Annotated in this window: 15 protein-coding genes; 7 read left to right on the forward strand and 8 right to left on the reverse strand. The window is 60.4% G+C overall.

The features are described from left to right. Nucleotides 1-30: 30 nt before the first annotated feature. Together AAC850_RS07625 and AAC850_RS07630 are read right to left on the reverse strand one after the other, a co-directional pair. Nucleotides 31-2,430 (reverse strand): TonB-dependent receptor, encoded by a 2,400-nt coding sequence (locus tag AAC850_RS07625; protein ID WP_340588107.1) that lies wholly within the window; start codon nt 2,428-2,430, stop codon nt 31-33. A gap of 168 nt (nt 2,431-2,598) precedes the next feature. Next, nucleotides 2,599-3,378, reverse strand: coding sequence for an inositol monophosphatase family protein (locus AAC850_RS07630; protein WP_340588108.1), 780 nt, complete (start codon nt 3,376-3,378; stop codon nt 2,599-2,601). Nucleotides 3,379-3,443: 65 nt separating this feature from the next. On the opposite strand from AAC850_RS07630, the gene AAC850_RS07635 reads away from it, so the two are divergent. Beyond that, nucleotides 3,444-4,424, forward strand: coding sequence for a helix-turn-helix transcriptional regulator (locus tag AAC850_RS07635; RefSeq protein ID WP_340588109.1), 981 nt, complete (start codon nt 3,444-3,446; stop codon nt 4,422-4,424). Here AAC850_RS07635 and AAC850_RS07640 read toward each other — a convergent pair whose 3' ends face one another. Together AAC850_RS07640 and glpX are read right to left on the reverse strand one after the other, a co-directional pair. Beyond that, complete coding sequence (locus tag AAC850_RS07640; protein ID WP_340588110.1) at nt 4,425-5,360, reverse strand: ribose-phosphate pyrophosphokinase; 936 nt, start codon at nt 5,358-5,360, stop codon at nt 4,425-4,427. Nucleotides 5,361-5,465: 105 nt separating this feature from the next. Continuing rightward, nucleotides 5,466-6,455: a class II fructose-bisphosphatase gene (gene glpX / locus AAC850_RS07645; RefSeq protein ID WP_340588111.1), complete on the reverse strand. Its 990-nt coding sequence runs from the start codon at nt 6,453-6,455 to the stop codon at nt 5,466-5,468. 55 nt (nt 6,456-6,510) lie between these two features. Between glpX and AAC850_RS07650 the strand changes: the two genes are divergently transcribed. Further along, nucleotides 6,511-6,981 (forward strand): hypothetical protein, encoded by a 471-nt coding sequence (locus tag AAC850_RS07650; RefSeq protein ID WP_340588112.1) that lies wholly within the window; start codon nt 6,511-6,513, stop codon nt 6,979-6,981. Here AAC850_RS07650 and AAC850_RS07655 read toward each other — a convergent pair. Next, entirely contained in the window at nt 6,978-8,285 is a 1,308-nt protein-coding gene (locus tag AAC850_RS07655; RefSeq protein ID WP_340588113.1) for a homoserine dehydrogenase, read from the reverse strand. The two genes, AAC850_RS07650 and AAC850_RS07655, sit on opposite strands and share 4 nt — an antisense overlap. Nucleotides 8,286-8,385: 100 nt before the next feature. After that, nucleotides 8,386-9,288, reverse strand: a complete 903-nt coding sequence (locus AAC850_RS07660; RefSeq protein WP_340588114.1) for a hypothetical protein — start codon at nt 9,286-9,288, stop codon at nt 8,386-8,388. A gap of 347 nt (nt 9,289-9,635) precedes the next feature. On the opposite strand from AAC850_RS07660, the gene AAC850_RS07665 reads away from it, so the two are divergent. The 5 genes from AAC850_RS07665 to AAC850_RS07685 all read left to right on the forward strand — a co-directional run bounded on the left by AAC850_RS07665 (nt 9,636) and on the right by AAC850_RS07685 (nt 12,882). Further along, nucleotides 9,636-10,310 carry an energy transducer TonB gene (locus AAC850_RS07665; protein ID WP_340588115.1) on the forward strand — a complete coding sequence of 225 codons (675 nt, stop codon included), beginning with the start codon at nt 9,636-9,638 and terminating at the stop codon, nt 10,308-10,310. A gap of 33 nt (nt 10,311-10,343) precedes the next feature. Further along, a complete protein-coding gene (locus tag AAC850_RS07670; RefSeq protein ID WP_340588116.1) occupies nt 10,344-11,159 on the forward strand; it encodes a MotA/TolQ/ExbB proton channel family protein in 816 nt (271 codons plus the stop codon). A gap of 80 nt (nt 11,160-11,239) precedes the next feature. Further along, nucleotides 11,240-11,773, forward strand: a complete 534-nt coding sequence (locus tag AAC850_RS07675) for an ExbD/TolR family protein (protein WP_340588117.1) — start codon at nt 11,240-11,242, stop codon at nt 11,771-11,773. 64 nt (nt 11,774-11,837) lie between these two features. Then, complete coding sequence (locus AAC850_RS07680; protein ID WP_340588118.1) at nt 11,838-12,275, forward strand: ExbD/TolR family protein; 438 nt, start codon at nt 11,838-11,840, stop codon at nt 12,273-12,275. 166 nt (nt 12,276-12,441) lie between these two features. Further along, on the forward strand, nt 12,442-12,882 hold the full coding sequence (locus AAC850_RS07685) for an ExbD/TolR family protein (protein ID WP_340588119.1): 441 nt from the start codon (nt 12,442-12,444) through the stop codon (nt 12,880-12,882). On the opposite strand, the gene AAC850_RS07690 is transcribed toward AAC850_RS07685, so the two are convergent. Both AAC850_RS07690 and AAC850_RS07695 read right to left on the reverse strand, forming a co-directional pair. Next, complete coding sequence (locus tag AAC850_RS07690; RefSeq protein ID WP_340588121.1) at nt 12,883-15,354, reverse strand: ligase-associated DNA damage response DEXH box helicase; 2,472 nt, start codon at nt 15,352-15,354, stop codon at nt 12,883-12,885. Nucleotides 15,355-15,389: 35 nt separating this feature from the next. Further along, nucleotides 15,390-16,397, reverse strand: a 1,008-nt coding sequence (locus AAC850_RS07695) for a hypothetical protein (RefSeq protein WP_340588122.1), incomplete at its 5' end; no start/stop codon positions are given.

Consider the following 16,397-nt stretch of genomic DNA (forward strand, 5'->3'; position numbering starts at 1 on the left):
CGGGGGTGCATTTCTTCGCAGATGGAGCGATCAGAACTCCTTGCGGGCTGTCAATCCGATCGTGCGCGGCTGGTTGACGCTGAATCCCAGACGCGCCCGCCCTCCGCGTTCACGGTCGAAGGCCAGCAAAGCGTTTTCATCGAACAGATTGTTGACATAAGCCGTTAGTGAGAACCCGTTGTCGAATTCGACGCCCGCACTCAGGCCCACGAGCTGGTAGGACGGCAGCTCAAGATCAAGCGTCGTCGCGGCATTAGCGGGCTGTCCTCCAAAAGGAAGTCCATGCACGAAGGTCTGCGGATTGTTCTCCTGGTCAGCCGGCTGCGTATAGCGCGTGCCAACATGCTGGAACGAGCCAGCAATGAAGGCCAGCGCTGAGGAGCTGATATCCCACTCATAACTTCCGGCGACCGAAGCTTGAAACTTCGGCACGGATGGAAGTCGATTACCTTCGCGGATCCCAGTCACCTCCGCAAAGACACCCGGAAGGGTGGTGTCGAATTCGGCCTCGATAACGCTAGCCGAAACACTTAAGTCCAGACCAACGGCAGGACTGACGCCAAACTCGGCCTCCAGACCCATCGAATGCGCTTCTTCCACGTTGAATACGACACGCGAAGAACAAGAACGGGCGTCCAGCGTGACCTGCAGGTTTTGGATGTCGTTATAAAAGCCCGCGACATTTGCATAAAACCCCCTTCCGGAAGCTTTGGCACCTATTTCGTAGTTCCACAGGCTTTCGTCTTCGTAGCTCGGGAAACCCCCGAACAACTCCGCATCTTCCGGTGTGCAAAGCCTTACGTTCAACGGATCATTGACGCCGCCGAGACGAAAACCCTTGGCCGCCTGAGCGTTGATGGTGACACTGTCCGAAACATCATAGCTCAAAAGAAGGCGCGGATTGATCCCGCTCGAATTGGTTTCATCAGTGCTGTTGTCGCCCGGCGCAAAAAGTCCACCATTGGTGAACGCGCGGTTTTCGGAATAGTCGTAATAGCGGGCGCCAAGAGTGACATCGAACCGGTCTGTCACTTCGTAGGTGCCCTCCCCGAATACCGCCAATTGTTCCATCTCGAACGGGAAATCCGCATTGTAAGGCGAATCGAGATTGGGGAATCCATTAGCTGCGCCAGCCGAAGTGCCATCGCCTAAAGTCGCGTCGGTAAAGGCGGCGTAACCCGGTGTGGGCAGTCGCTGCGTGTAAAAGCGGTCAGTCTTTGAGTAGAACCCACCAAAGACCCACTGGAAGGGGCCATCATCGTTAGATGAAATCCGTAGCTCCTGAGAGAAGTTCTCGAGACTGGTCGTGTCGACCAGATTCGAAGGCAGCAGCACGCCCGCATCGGGGAAACCAAGGTCCACAGAGACCGATCCGGTAAGGGCGCTGGCATCACGGCTAACGAGAATGTCGCGGTTGAGGTAACTCGTCACAGAGGTTAGCGTCACCCCGCCGACATCGATCTCCGCAACAAGATCGGCAAGCAAGGTTTCATCCTCGAAAGCCTCGCGAAGCAGAAGATATTGTTCGCGTTCGTTGAAGGTGACTGGTGGCCGGGTTGTCGTGAACGGATTGGCGTATAGATTATATACCTCCTGGCGGTTGAAGCCATCGGCCTCAACTTTCTGGAACAGGATGCGCGGCGTAATGCGAACTTCCGCGAATGGTTCGAACAGGATCGACAGCCGTCCGCCATATCGCGCGCCGCCATTAATATTCTCGCCCCCTCCTGGGCCTAGCGCATCGATAAAGCCGGCATATTCGGTATAGTAACCCACCGCACGGGCTGCCGCATTTTCGCCTATTGGTACGTTGATCGCGCCTTTCATGTGCCAGCCAAAATCATCCTCGTCGACCACATTAGCGTTGGCTTCCACTGAGCCTTCGGTAACGCCGAGAATAGGCTGATTCGTGATGTAGCGGATCGTGCCGCCAACTGATCCTGAACCGAACAACGTTCCTTGCGGGCCGCGAAGTGTCTCGACACGGTTGAGATCATAAAGGTCGATGTCTGGCGTGAAGAGAGAGGTCGAGATGACTGACTCGTCAAGATAGACACCCACTTGTTCCTTGACCCCCGGTTGGTCGCGCGCGACCTGGCCAGCCGAGACACCGCGAACCGAAACCTGGCTCTGGCCCGGCCCGAGGTTTTGTACCGAAAGACCCGCGACATTGCGCGAAAGATCTTCGAGCGTCACCGCACCGGATCGCTGGATGTCCTCTGCGGTTTGCGCGTTGATTGAGAAGGGGATGTCCTGGATATTGGCATCGCGCTTGGTCGCGGTAACAACAATCGTGTTGCCCCGTGCCTGCGGCTCATCCTGGTCTGCCTGGTCTTGCGCAAATGCGGGTGATGCCATCAGGCCGATCGCGGCCGACCCTGCCAGCAAGGCACTCCGCCCTGACCGTAATGACGCAACAAAATTGCCCATGATATCCTCCTCCGGTTTTTTCACACCTTATGACGGTGCGCTTATTATCGGACAGGAAAATATCCCCTGTAACCATTTAAGCAAATCGGTGATTCGTTTTTGTAAAATTCGACTGCCTATCTGTCGCCCTTAAGCAACAATCCCTTGGGAGGTTCGCACTAAGAAAGGTTACGCAGCAGAAATAATCCCGAGCACATCTTCCAGCCTTGCCGGATCACCCAGCGCCAGAACGGTCCCGTCGCTGTCTGCGTGGAGCGGGTCACCATGCCAATCGCTCATGAACCCGCCGGCGCCTTCGACCACCGGAACCAGTGCAGCAAAATCGTGCAGCTTGAGGCCCGCTTCGGCGACGATATCGATATGGCCGCTCGCCAGTGCGGCATAATTGTAGCAGTCGCCGCCCATCACCATGCGCTTGTGATCGGTCTGACCGGCCAGTGCCATGAAACGATCGCCCTGCTCGACAGAGAAGTAATGCGGACCGGTGGTGGCGATCGTTGCTTGCCCCAGCTTAGGGCAAAGCCGCGCCTTGACCGGCTGTCCGTTGAAGGTCGTGCCCTGCCCCGCCATGCCGACCCAGCGCTCTCCCAGGATCGGTTGGTCAATCACGCCGAGAACGGGGAATCCGTCCTCCAGCAGGGCGATCAGCGTGCCGAATATCGGGCGACCGGCGAGGAAGGCAGTGGTGCCATCGATCGGGTCGAGCACCCATTGGCGGGCGCTCTTGCCCTCTTTCAGGCCGAACTCCTCCCCATGTATGCCATCCGCCGAACATTCTGCCTCGATCAGCTTGCGCATCGCGGCCTCCGCATTGCGATCCGCAATTGTAACGGGGCTGGCGTCGGTCTTTGCCTCACTGTCCAGTATAGTTCTGAATAACGGGCAAATCTCGTCTCGCGCTGCATCGGCCAGGCTATGAGCAAGCGCAATATCGGAGCGAGACACCATGATCTTTTCCTTCAATTCCTGATACAAGTTGCAATTAATCTTTTTCTAAAGCACTTTGCGGCGCAATGAATAACGGGTCGCTGATAACGTCGCAGACTGGCGCAACTCGTGGTGGTTCTCCACTTGCACTTTCGCGCGCACCTGCCAGCGATCTTCTTCCTTGGGGCTATTGGTGGAGCATCGCTGAAGGGCAATTGCCCGAAGGGATGCGAATCGATTGTGGCCGCGTCTTAGACCACCCCTGCATGACGATCATCTATCATGATGCCTGGACTGCGGGAACGGCAGATGGCGAGCAGGTGTGGGAGCCCGGCAAACATGGCCGTGCCCTGTATTTTGGCCCACAGACCAAGTGCATGCCGCTGAGCATATCGGGCCAATATTCTGCAATCACCCTGCATTTCAATGCTGGCAGCACGAATGTTCTCGGCTTTCCGGACCATTCCCGGATGTTGAACCGCATTATCGATATCGATGAGTTTTTCAGTCACGAAACTCCGCTTGGCGCTTTGGTGCCGTGGGAAAGTGACTATGAAAACTGGCTATCGGCGGTTGAAAATCACTTCCTTCGCCCGCTTGTGGAAGCCGCCGAATTTCAGGAGCCGGACCCCATCGCGATCGCTTTCGAGCAGCAATGCCTCGCCGATCCCGATATTACGGTAGAGGAGTTCGCCAACGGTCAATCAGTGTCGAAGCGCACGATCGAACGCATCATCAAGGATACATTCGGCCTCACCCCGAAACAGGCACTGAGACGCGCGCGCGTGCTCGACATGGCGGCCGCGCTGCTTGACGTAGCGCGCCCCGAGGACAAGCCGGAGATCGAGCTGCGCTATTTCGACCAGTCGCACCGGGTCAAGGAAATCCGCAGCTTCTTCAACATGTCGCCCACGGAACTGAAAAACGGTCTGCACCCTTTTATCCGGCTGTCGCTCGAAGTGAGACAGCGGCGGCGGCTGGACGCGCTCAATCGGCTCAAGCCTGACGAAATCGGACCGTGGCGCGATCCCAATGCGGAACCGCGCTCGCTTCCGCAGGACGACTGATCAGTCGAACAGGCTGGACACGCTGCTTTCATCTGCGATCCGGCGGATCGCCTCGCCAAGCAAGGGTGCGATAGTCAGCACGCGAATTCGATCTGAATCGGTCGCCGCATCGGTTGCCTTGATCGTGTCGGTGATCACCAGCTCGGTCAGCGCCGACTTGTCAATCCGCGCCACGGCGCCGCCCGACAGAACACCGTGCGTGATGTATGCCGCAACGCTCTTGGCGCCCTGATCGAGGAGGGCCTGCGCCGCATTGCACAGCGTGCCGCCTGAATCGATGATATCGTCAATCAGGATGCAGCTGCGTCCCTTCACGTCACCGATAATGTTCATCACTTCGGATTCGCCGGGCCGATCGCGACGTTTGTCGACGATGGCGAGAGGGGCGTTGTCGAGCCGCTTCGCCAGCGCGCGGGCGCGCACCACGCCGCCAACATCGGGCGAGACGACCATCAGATCCTGCCCGCCATAACGCGCCTGGATATCGGCAGCCATGGTCGGCGCACCATAGAGGTTGTCGGTCGGGATATCGAAGAAGCCCTGGATCTGTCCCGCATGCAAATCGACAGCGAGGACGCGGTCCGCCCCTGCCTGCGTGATGATATTGGCAACCAGCTTCGCCGAGATCGGTGTGCGCGGGCCGGGTTTGCGATCCTGTCTTGCATAACCGAAATAGGGAATGACCGCGGTGATGCGCTTGGCCGATGCACGCTTGAGCGCGTCGATGCCAATCAGCAATTCCATCAGATTGTCATTCGCCGGATAGCTGGTCGACTGGACGATGAAGACATCCTCGCCGCGCACGTTTTCGTGAATCTCGATGAAAATCTCTTCATCGGCAAAACGACGGACGCTAGCGTCGGTCAGGGGAACTTCGAGATAGCCGGCAATTGCGCGAGCAAGCGGCAGGTTTGAGTTGCCGGACATGATCTTCATGGCGCGCGAATCCCTTTTGGCTGGTGCTCCAAAGTGCCTAGCCCAGCGCCCTATGATTGCAACAGAGAGTCGCGCTTTATCCTCGGCCCGACTTTCCGGCGACCGTCAGATTTTGTGTTCGCCCTTGACCCAGCGAACCGTGCCCGAGCTGGAGCGCATCACCACAGTCTCGGTCGTCATAACCCGCGACCCGTCGGGCCGGCGGATGCGCTTAACTCCATCTAGCAGTGAACCGTCGGTCACGCCGGTCGCGGCGAAAATGCAGTCCCCCTTGGCGAGATCGTGCAGCTTGTAGATCCGGTCGAGGTCTTCGATGCCCCATTTGGCCGCGCGGGCGCGCTCATCGGCGTTGCGGAATACCAGCCGCCCGTTGAACTGGCCTCCCACGCAGCGGAGCGCAGCGGCGGCCAGCACGCCTTCGGGCGCACCGCCCTGGCCCATGTACATGTCGATCGTGGTGTCCTGGTCGGTCGTGGCAATTACGCCTGCCACATCGCCGTCACCGATCAGCACCACGCCGCAGCCGAGGCCGCGAAGCTCTGCGATCAGATCGGCATGGCGCGGACGGTCAAGCACGCACACGATGATGTCGCCAGGAGCAACGCCTTTGGCAGCCGCGACGGCTTCGACGTTTTCGGTTACGCTCTTGTCGAGGCTGATGACATCATCGGGATAGCCCGGCCCTACGGCGATCTTGTCCATGTAGACATCGGGCGCGTTGAGGAGACAGCCTTCTTCCGCAGCAGCCAGAACGGCCAGCGCATTAGGTCCGGCCTTGGCGGTAATCGTCGTGCCTTCAAGCGGGTCGAGCGCGATATCGATCTTGGGACCCTTGCCCGGCGCACCGCCTACCTTTTCCCCGATGTAGAGCATGGGCGCTTCGTCGCGCTCACCCTCTCCGATTACCACCGTGCCATCCATGTAGAGCGAATCGAATGCGCGGCGCATGGCTTCGACAGCGGCTGCGTCAGCGGCCTTCTCGTCACCGCGGCCGATCAGGGCGGATGCGGCAATTGCCGCACTCTCGGTCACACGTACCAGTTCAAGAACCAGTACCCGATCGATTACGCTTTCGCTGTCGTGTGTAAAATTCATTTGAAATTCAGCCTCCGATGCCCAGTTGCCGACCGCTTAGGCAGGAGGTGCGGCAATGTCGAGATTCTTGGCCGCACTGATTTGTGCCACGCCCCTGTTTTCCGCTCCTTCGGCGGCGCAGCAGGTCTATGGGCCGGCGGATGAAGCCGAAATCGATGACGACGCTCCGCTGCCACCCTCTGCCAGCGAACCTTGCGAAACCGAGGTGCAAGAAGAAGGCGTGATCCTCGTCTGCCGAGAGCTGACCGATTCGGAACGCTATATGTCGCCGCTCCCCAAACCCACGCAATCAGACCGTGTCATCATGCCGGGCCTCAACGATCCGCCCTGCTGGGTCACCAATCCAGGCCCCGGTTGCATCCGTTTCGGCTACGCGCCCGAACCGGCGCTGATGATAGATGTGACCGCTTTCCCCGAACCGCTGAGCGATGAGGAAGCCGAGCTTGTGTCGGAGGTCGAGGATGCGCCGGACGATGCGCTTCCAGCACGTGGCGCACGCATCCCCATCGACCTGTCCGAAGACTAGCCCAGCAGGCGCATAACCAGCGGCTTGTCCGCGAGACTGGCAGAGCCTTCGAGCATTGCCAGCGCTTGATCGACCGAGCCTTCCGGCCCCTCGTGCGTCACCATCGATACCAGCACGGGGTTCTCGTCATCGTCCGGATGGCCTTGCTGGATCATGCTCTCAATGGAAACGTCTGCGTCACGCATGGCTGCCGTGATTTCGGCGAGCACGCCCGGCCGGTCTGCCACCAGGAAACGGAGGTAGGCGCGGTTGCGGCGATGTCCCGGATCAGCAGGTGCGCTCGCTTCGAGTGCAGATACCGGTAGCGAGAATGGCGGCAGGACATTGCCTCGCGCGATGTCGATCAGGTCGGCGACCACGGCGCTGGCGGTCGGGCCATCGCCCGCGCCCGCGCCCTCGAACAGCAACCGTCCGGAGAAATTGCCTTCGGCCACCACGGCATTGGTCGGACCGCCAACACCGGCGAGCGGATGACTGGTGGGCACAAGATAGGGTGCGACCCGCTGGAACAGATGGCGTTCTCCCTCGGACACTTCGCAATCGGCGAGGCCGATCAGGCGGATGACGTATCCCAGCGCGCGAGCCTGGGCGATGTCGGCTGCGCGGATGCGGCTGATGCCGGTTGTCGCAACCGATGCGAAATCAAGACGCGTTCCGAATGCGAGCGATGCCAGCAAGGACAGCTTGTGAGCTGCATCGACGCCTTCGATATCGAAGGTCGGATCAGCCTCGGCATAACCCAGCGCCTGCGCCTCTCCCAACACGTCGCCGAAATCGCGGCCACTGCTCTCCATTTCGGAAAGGATGTAGTTGCAGGTGCCGTTGAGGATGCCGTAAATCCGCTCGATCCGGTTGGCTGCCGCACCTTCGCCGATCCCCTTGATCGCCGGGATGCCGCCAGCAACCGCCGCTTCGTAGCGCATGGGCGCACCATGCGCCTCGGCCAATTCCGCGAGTTCGAGGCCGTGATGCGCGACCATCGCCTTGTTTGCTGTGACCAATCCCTTGCCCGCTCGCAGCGCAGTGCGTGCAAGCGCAACTGCAGGTCCGTCCGACCCGCCGACGAGTTCGACCACCACATCCACATCATCGCGCGCGGCGAGCGCGGTCATATCGTCTTCCCAGGCAAAGCCGCCGATGTCGACGCCGCGGTCCTTGGCGCGGTCACGTGCGGACACGGCCGTGATCTCGATTGGTCGCCCCGCGCGCTGCGCGATCAGGTCGCCGTTCTCCCCGAGCAAGCGAATTACGCCAGCTCCGACGGTGCCCAGTCCGGCAAGTGCGATGCGCAAAGTGTTTGCCATTTTTGTCCGATTCCCCGTGTCCGCGATTACATACGCAGCGCGGGTTACTCAGCGATGCAGGGCTTGGCCAGCCCGCAAACGAATGCGCACCAAACCGGTGTCAGCTGTAACGGCGTTCACACCGGCCCAGTTCGGACAGGACAAAGGCATAATCGGCACGCGCGCGTTCTCGTGATTGCCGGTCCGACTGCAGGAATGCGCTGTCGGGCAGTTGATCGGGCAGGAAGCAGGCAAAGCCGTACCACGACAGCGATTCCGGTTCGGGAGGCCGCGCCGAGCTGTCAACGATTTCGCCCAGCGAGATACCCCAGTGCGGCGGCAAGCCGGGACGGCGGACCACGCTGAGCGACACGGGTGCACCGCTTCGCGTCTCGATGAACATCTGTGTTTCCGATTCACCCACAAGGTTTCCCGGGACAGAGATCACATCGCGCACGCCGGTGACTTCGGGAATGGGTTCGGCTGCGGCAAGCTGGCGCAGGACGCGCCGCACACGTTCCTCGATGATTGGGCCGGCAGGCAGCATCGCGCGGCTGGAGATGAGCTGCACTTCTCCGGGACGGGCGGCTATCTGCTTCGCAAAGATGATATAGCTGCGCTCTTCCAGATCGGGTGCATCGCCATCGGCCTCGCGGGCAATATCAGTCACGAAGATCAATGATTCGCCTACCCCGGCATCGGAGGCCAGAAGATTTTGCGTCAGGGTCTCAAGATAAAGGCGCACGCGATTGGCAGGCACATCCGGCGCACGTTCGGGTGGGAACACGGCTTGATCATCCACGGTCACGATCGCGACGAGATCGGAATTGAGCGAAAACGTCACGAGATCCGCATAGGTCGGCGCTTCCTGGGGTCCAAGCTCCGCCGACAAAGCGCTATTGCTGCCTGAACGCGATTGCGCGGGCAATGTGGTCGAACACGCAGCCAATACGCCTGCCGCCAGCAGCATGAGCAGCAGGTGCGGGGCGCGTGAGAATCGCGGAATTGGGTTTGTCTTTATCATGGCGCTACTCCTGCCCGGATTGCTCCTGAAATGGCAAGCGCTTCCATTCAAGCGGCGCCCGCCATCCGTAGAGGGAGTGGCACAAAGCCCGCCGGGATTGAATTGCAACTGAACGGATAAAGCGTTTGCCCATACCCTTACGTAACGTTAAGACGCCGCCCTACGGCTTGATAACAGTAAAATAATAAGAGCTGTGGCCGATCGGGCACAAATCGTTTCATCGGCCATTGATATCAATGCCATGAAAGTTTGGCTGGACAACGAAACACTGCGGCTGGCAGGGTGCGAATCCTGAATGTCGAAAGAAGCCGGTACATCCGGCGTTGTAAACGGAGTGAAGGGACTGGATGGCTTACGCTGACCAAGAAATGAGCGGTAATCGCATCATCGCGATTATCATCGTTGCCCTTATCCACGTTGGACTTGGCTACGCGCTGATTTCCGGACTCGCCTATTCGGCGTTTAAGGAAACAGTAGAGCGGGTCACGACCGTGGATATTGAGGAACCTGAACCGCCGGAGCCGGAGGAAGAGCCTCCGCCCCCGCCGGAAGAAAATGTGGCGCCACCGCCGCCGGTCGCGCCACCGCCGCCGATCAGCATTGCGCCTAATCCGCCGCCCGTACGGGTACAGCCGAACATTCCGCCGCCGGCACCGCCTGCGCGTATTGTTCCGCCGCCCGCACCGCCGGCTCCTGCCGCCCCGCCGCCTGCACCGCCACCGCCTTCAAGGGCACGCGGAGTATCGCCGGACGGCCAGGCTCGATGGACACGTCGCATCATTGAAAACTACCCTTCGCGTGCTCTACGCCGCGAGATCGAGGGTACCGTCGGCGTGTCTGTGACAGTCGATGCCAATGGGCGTGTGTCCAGTTGCCGTGTAACTCGCTCAGCAGATCCGATCCTGGATAGTGCTGCTTGCGACGACCTTACACGGTACGGCCGTTTCAATCCCGCACTCAACGATGCCGGTGACCCGATCTCGGGAAGCTGGTCCACCAACATCGTTTACCAGCTCAATTAATACAGATTTTCTCTAGGAAGAGGACTTAACAGCATGCTTATCGAACTTTTGTCAGCGGCCGCGACCGATGCGGCTCCGGATACCGAATTCGGCTTCATTCAGGCGATGGAAGAAGGCGGCCCCGTCGCCTGGTCCATCCTTGCCGTGATGGTCATCATGTCGGTCGGATCGTTCTACATCCTCATTACCAAGTACTTCGAACAGAACAAGGTGATGAAAGAATACCGTTCCAACCGTGCCGCTTTCTGGCGTGCCGGTTCGCTCAAGGAAGGCGCTACCAAGTTCGACAAGAACAGCGCCTGGCGTCAGCTCGTCGATGACGGCATTCGTGCCGGTGACGAATCTGAAAAGATGACCGACAGCCTTGAATCGCACGATTGGCTGCACGGCACACTCGCGCGTTCGGAAGCTTCGATCAACGCGAAACTGGCCGGTGGCCTGCCGTTCCTCGCCACGGTTGGTGCAACTGCACCGTTCGTCGGTCTGCTCGGTACGGTTATCGGTATCTACCGCGCACTGATCAAGATCGGCGCAACCGGTTCGGCTTCGATCGACCAGGTTGCCGGCCCTGTGGGTGAGGCGCTCATCATGACCGCCATCGGCCTGCTCGTGGCTGTGCCTGCGGTGTTCGCCTACAACTACCTGCAGTCGCGCAACCGTCGCATCGCCGCGATGCTTTCGGGCTTCTCGACTGACCTGCAGGCCAACATCACCTCGCACGGCCAGGTCAAGCCGGCCGTGTTGACTTCGAACTCGACGCAGGCTGCCGGTAAGGCCGCCAAGACTGCTCCGGCAGCGGCACGTCCCGCTGGTGCAGCTGGTGCAGCTACGCCGACGAAGAAGGCCTGATAGGTCGCATGAAAAGGGCGGGCACTTGTCGCATGCTGGTGCCCGCCGCTTCCCTGATTACGTGAGATAGGACGAGACACATGGCAATCAGTCTAGGCGGCGAAGAGACGCCGATGTCCGACATCAACACGACGCCCCTCGTGGACGTCATGCTGGTGTTGCTGATCATCTTCCTGATTGCGGTTCCGGTGGCCATTCAAACGGTCGAGGAATTGCGCATCCCGATTATCGAAACGCGGGAATCGGACGACAAGGTTGAAAACCTGCTGATCACCGTAACCACGACCGATGCGGAAGGGCGCACGCCTCGCACGATCCGGTCCGGCTTTACGGGTGCTACGCGGGATGGTGAGTGTCGGGTGTTCCTGAACAACACGACACTGGTCGATTCGACCGAACTCTACGACCGCGCTTTCGAACGCCTCGATGCGATCGTGCAGCGCGCCGGTGGACCCGAAGCGATCATGGCCGATCCGGAACTGATCCCGCAGGTTCACATTCGCGGTGACGTAAACGCCCCGTGGCGCTGCGTTGCAGGTACGATCTTCAATGTGCAGGCCGCCGGTTATCCGACCGTCGCCTTCATTTCGAACCCGGTCGATCCAGAGGGCTGAGGCCCCGGGCTGATCGACCACCCGCTGGCCCAGACAGCCAGCAATGAATTAGGAGTACGCACTCATGGCAATGGCAGGCGGTAGCGACGACGGCTCGCCGATGATGGAAATGAACATGACGCCGTTGATCGACGTCCTGCTCGTTCTCCTCATCATGTTCATTATCACCATCCCGGTCGCAACCCACGCGATCAACATCGACCTTCCCGCGCCGGATCCGAACAGCAATCCGCCGGAGGTGGACCCGATCACCAACAAGATCGTGCTCACGCCGGACAACCAAATCCTGTGGAATGGCGAATCAATTACGCAGGGCGGTCTGGTTAGCAATCTGCAGAACTCACTCAACTTTGCGGTTGAGCCGGAACTGCAATTCGAACCAGAAGCCAACGCCAGCTACGAGCTCGCGGCGCAGGTCTTGACGATCATCAAGGCATCGGGCGTCACCAAGTTCGGCTTTGTCGGCAATGAGAAATACCGGCAGTTCGGGAGCGGCGCATAACCGCATCGAACCGATTGATTCGAAACAGGGCGGCTCCGGCCGCCCTTTTTTGTGCCTGGAAAATTTAGCCCGGCTCCCATCCGAGCGTCCAATTGACAAAACCGTTTCAACGTGATGTTATGTCATTACCTGTCAGATGACCGTCTGGCGTTTGGGGAGAATGTCCATGGCTATCAGATCCCGCCTGCTTGAGCGCAGCTACAGCAAGATACCCCAACCGATGAGCGAACTGAACATCACTCCGCTGATCGACGTGCTGCTGGTGTTGCTCGTCATGCTGATCCTCTCCATCCCCATCGCCACGCATCAGGTCGAGGTCGATTTGCCGAATGGCGGCATCCGCGTGAACGAGACCCAGCAGATTGCCCTCTCGCTAACCCAAGCGGGAGCTGTCTTGTGGAACGGTGAGCAGGTTGACCGCCCTGAACTGGAGGCTCGCCTCGCCCGCGCTGCTGCCGATCCGGCAGAACCGGTGATCCGCTTCGATCCCAATGCCAACACCAGCTATGACGATGCCGTGCAGGTCATCCACCTGGTAGGCGAGGCCAATATCGACCGCTTCGCCTTCGCTGACACGCATGAGCACCGCGTGTTCGCTGCGGATTAGCTAGTCCCCGATCCCCTCCGGCAGATCCTCTACCCGCATCGCCGCGCCCGCCAGCGTTTCCGCCTCGAGCAACAGTTCGTCATCCTGCGCGCCCTGCGGCACCGCTTCGCGGCCGATCATCACCATCACCGGCACCGCCAGCGGGCTCACCCGGTCGAGCACGACATGCTCCAATCGTTCGGTCGCCGTGTCGAGCAAATCGCCCAACCGTCCGATATCGGTCATCCGCTCGCGGGCGTCGGCCCAGGCCGCCTCAATCAGTACATGGTCGGGCTCATACTTGCGCAGGACGTCATAAATCAGATCGGTGCTGAAAGTGACCTGGCGCCCGGTCTTGCGCTTTCCGGGATGTTGCCGCTCGACCAGACCGCCAATCACCGCCACCTCGCGAAAGGCGCGGCGAAGCAAGTGCGAATCCTGCACCCAGTCGACGAATTCATCGGTCAATATATCGGGCGAGAGTAGCGGGCGCGGGTCCTCCACCGGCTTCAAGCCCCACACCGCGAGCGAGTAATCATTCGCCACGAAACCGCCCGGCATCAGCCCCAGCGCCTCCATACGGGCGGTGATCAGCATGCCGAGCGACTGGTTCGCGTTCCAGCCGGTGAAGGTGTAATAGACGGTGTAATGCCGCTTGGCGTGGGGGAAGCTTTCCACCAGCAGATTGTCCGGCCCCGGCATCTGGCTGCGCCAGTCTTGCACCTCCAGCCATTCGCGCACGTCGTCGGGGAAACGCGCCCAGCCTGCGCGATCGGTCAGCAGGCTCCGGACCCGGTCGGCCAGATGCGTGGTGAGCGGCAGGCGTAATCCGCCATATGACGGGATCATTGCCGATTTCTTGCTGGCGCGCACGATCAGCTCCATGTCCTTGAGCTGTTCGACCTCGACATTCACGCCGCTGAACTGGAACGTGTCCCCGGGCCTGAGCGAGGCTGCGAAACGTTCCTCCACCTTGCCGAGCGAACGACCGTTGCGAAAACGCACTTCGAGCATCTCGGCGTCGATGATGATACCTGCGTTCATCCGGTGGCGGTGCGCCTGTTCGGGATGGGTAAGCCGCCATGTGACGGTGCCATCTTCGGCAGCCTCGCGGGTTATCCGCTTGAACTTCTCGTAAGCCCGCAGCGCATACCCGCCTGTGGCGACGAATTCGAGCACACGGGTCCAGGTGGCATCGTCGATCATCGCATAGGGCCAGCAGGAGCGGATCTCGGCCAGCAAGGCGCGCTCCTCGAACGGAGCGGCGCAGGCGCAGGCCATCACATGTTGCGCGAGTACATCGAGCCCGCCGGGTCGAAAGTCCTCCCCGTCGCGCTTGCCTTCGTCCACCGCTTCCATAGCGGCAGTCGCCTCTAGAAATTCGAACCGGTTGCCCGGCACGAGCAAGGCGCGGCTCGGCTGGTCGAGCCGGTGGTTGGCGCGTCCGATGCGCTGGAGCAGGCGGGACGAGCCCTTTGGCGCACCCATCTGCACCACCAGGTCGATATCGCCCCAGTCGACCCCTAGATCGAGGCTGGATGTGCACACCAGAGCACGCAGTTGCCCCTCCGCCATCGCGCCTTCGACCTTGCGCCGCGCTTCTTTGGAGAGCGAGCCGTGGTGGATGCCGATGGGCAGGTTGTCCTCATTCGCATCCCACAGGTGCTGGAAAATATACTCGGCCAGAAAGCGAGTGTTGGTGAACACCAGCGTCGTGTTGTTCTTGCGTATTCGTTCGTAGAGCTGCGCGATCGACCATGTGGCAGCATGGCCTCCCCAAGGCACGCGCTCCTCGTCGGGCAGCAAAATCTCTACCTGAGGCTCGGCTCCTTGCTCGCCTTCGACCAGTTCAACCGCGTCGATATCGCCCCACGGCGCGATCCAGTCACGAAACGCGTCCGGGTCAGCCACGGTGGCCGAAAGAGCCGCGCGCTGCATGTCGGGCGCAATGGCCTGTAGCCGAGAGAGCGAGAGCGCCAGCAGGTCGCCCCGTTTCTGGGTGGCGAAGGCATGGATTTCGTCCACCACCACCCGTTTCAATCCCGCGAACAGGTCAAAGCTTTCAGGATAGCTGAGCAGTAGCGAGAGACTTTCAGGCGTGGTCAGCAATACGTTGGGTGGCTTGCTGCGCTGGCGCTTCTTCTTGTCCGAAGACGTATCGCCGCTACGCGTCTCGATCCGTAGGTCGAGCCCCATTTCCTCGACCGGCGTGATGAGGTTGCGCTGCACATCATGCGCCAATGCTTTCAACGGCGAGATATAGAGCGTGTGTAATCCATCGGGGCGTTCGCCATCTCCGATACGCGACGGGCAAAAGGCGGCAAGCGTTGGCAGGAAACCCGCGAGCGTCTTGCCCGCGCCCGTATCGGCCACGAGCATGGCATGCTTGCCCGCATCGCTCGCCTCCAGCATTTCGGCCTGATGTCGACGCACGCGCCAGTCGCGACCAGCGAACCAGTCGGCGATTTCGGAAGGGATGGCAGCTTGCGTCACTTGTGATCAGCGCGCTGCAAGGAAGCACGTTCCCGTCACAGCGCAGCGAACTGCGCGGGAGACACGTCGCCGCGCCGCGCCAGCATTGCTTCATGCAAGGCAATCATGGCTGCACAGCGCACGGCGGACGAAGGATTGGCATGGGCAGTGCGCACTGCGTCAGGCGAAAGGTTCAGCGCCTGGCCTGCCTCTGCGATCGCCCACTCGGGAATGGCAGCTCCGCTTGCCGTCAGCGGCTTGGCGGACAGATCGCCGGCCATCGCGAGTTCTGCCGCCAGGCTGCGCTCGAATTCCTGCCAGTCATCGCGCATCGCAGGGCTGCCAGCGCTGAACCGTGCTTCGGTGACTTCCCGGCAAGCGGCGTCACCTTGATACTCGGCTGTCTGCAACCAGGCCAATCGCAATTCCGTAATAGCCGCCGCGCGCTCAGCTGAAGTGGCCGAACGCGCAGCAAGCATGTCTTGCCGCAACTTGATGCGGGGGCCAACAGCCTGGCCGTTGTCGCGCTCCAACTCGCGCAGCAGGCCAGTTGCAAGCGCTCGGTCGGCCCTTGTAATTTGGGCGAACGAGATCTCCTCTCCAAATAGGTCTGCGCTCATTGCGGAAACCTGTTCAAGGCTCGCGCTCGTAGAGATCGGGCTGCTTCCATCCAGTGACGGACGTGACACTTGCGCCGGATTGTCAGCACCGGGATCCTGCTCTTGGCGCTCGCCATCGATCGAACAAAAATTCAGAAGAAGCAGGAAACCGCCCAGGCACCATATCCCGAACTTGTTCAGCTTGTAGCGGCGAAAGGCATCCTCGATGCCGCCCGGCTGGAGATCGCTGCTGGACTGCTCCAATGTGATCGGCCCCGAATAAGGGTCGCGCCAATAGCCCTGCCTTTCGGAAGCCATTTCGCGAAATTGATACTGCGGCTGGTCAGAGGGAAGCGTTCGAAGATAATCCGTCGCATCGGCGTAGCGCCCACCTGCCTGATATTCAGGAGCATCAGCGGCAGGCTCGGGCTCGGGCTCGGGCTCGGGCTCGGGCTCGGGCTCGGG

It is taken from the genome of Erythrobacter alti (assembly GCF_037996805.1).
Classification (GTDB): Bacteria; Pseudomonadota; Alphaproteobacteria; order Sphingomonadales; family Sphingomonadaceae; genus Alteraurantiacibacter; species Alteraurantiacibacter alti.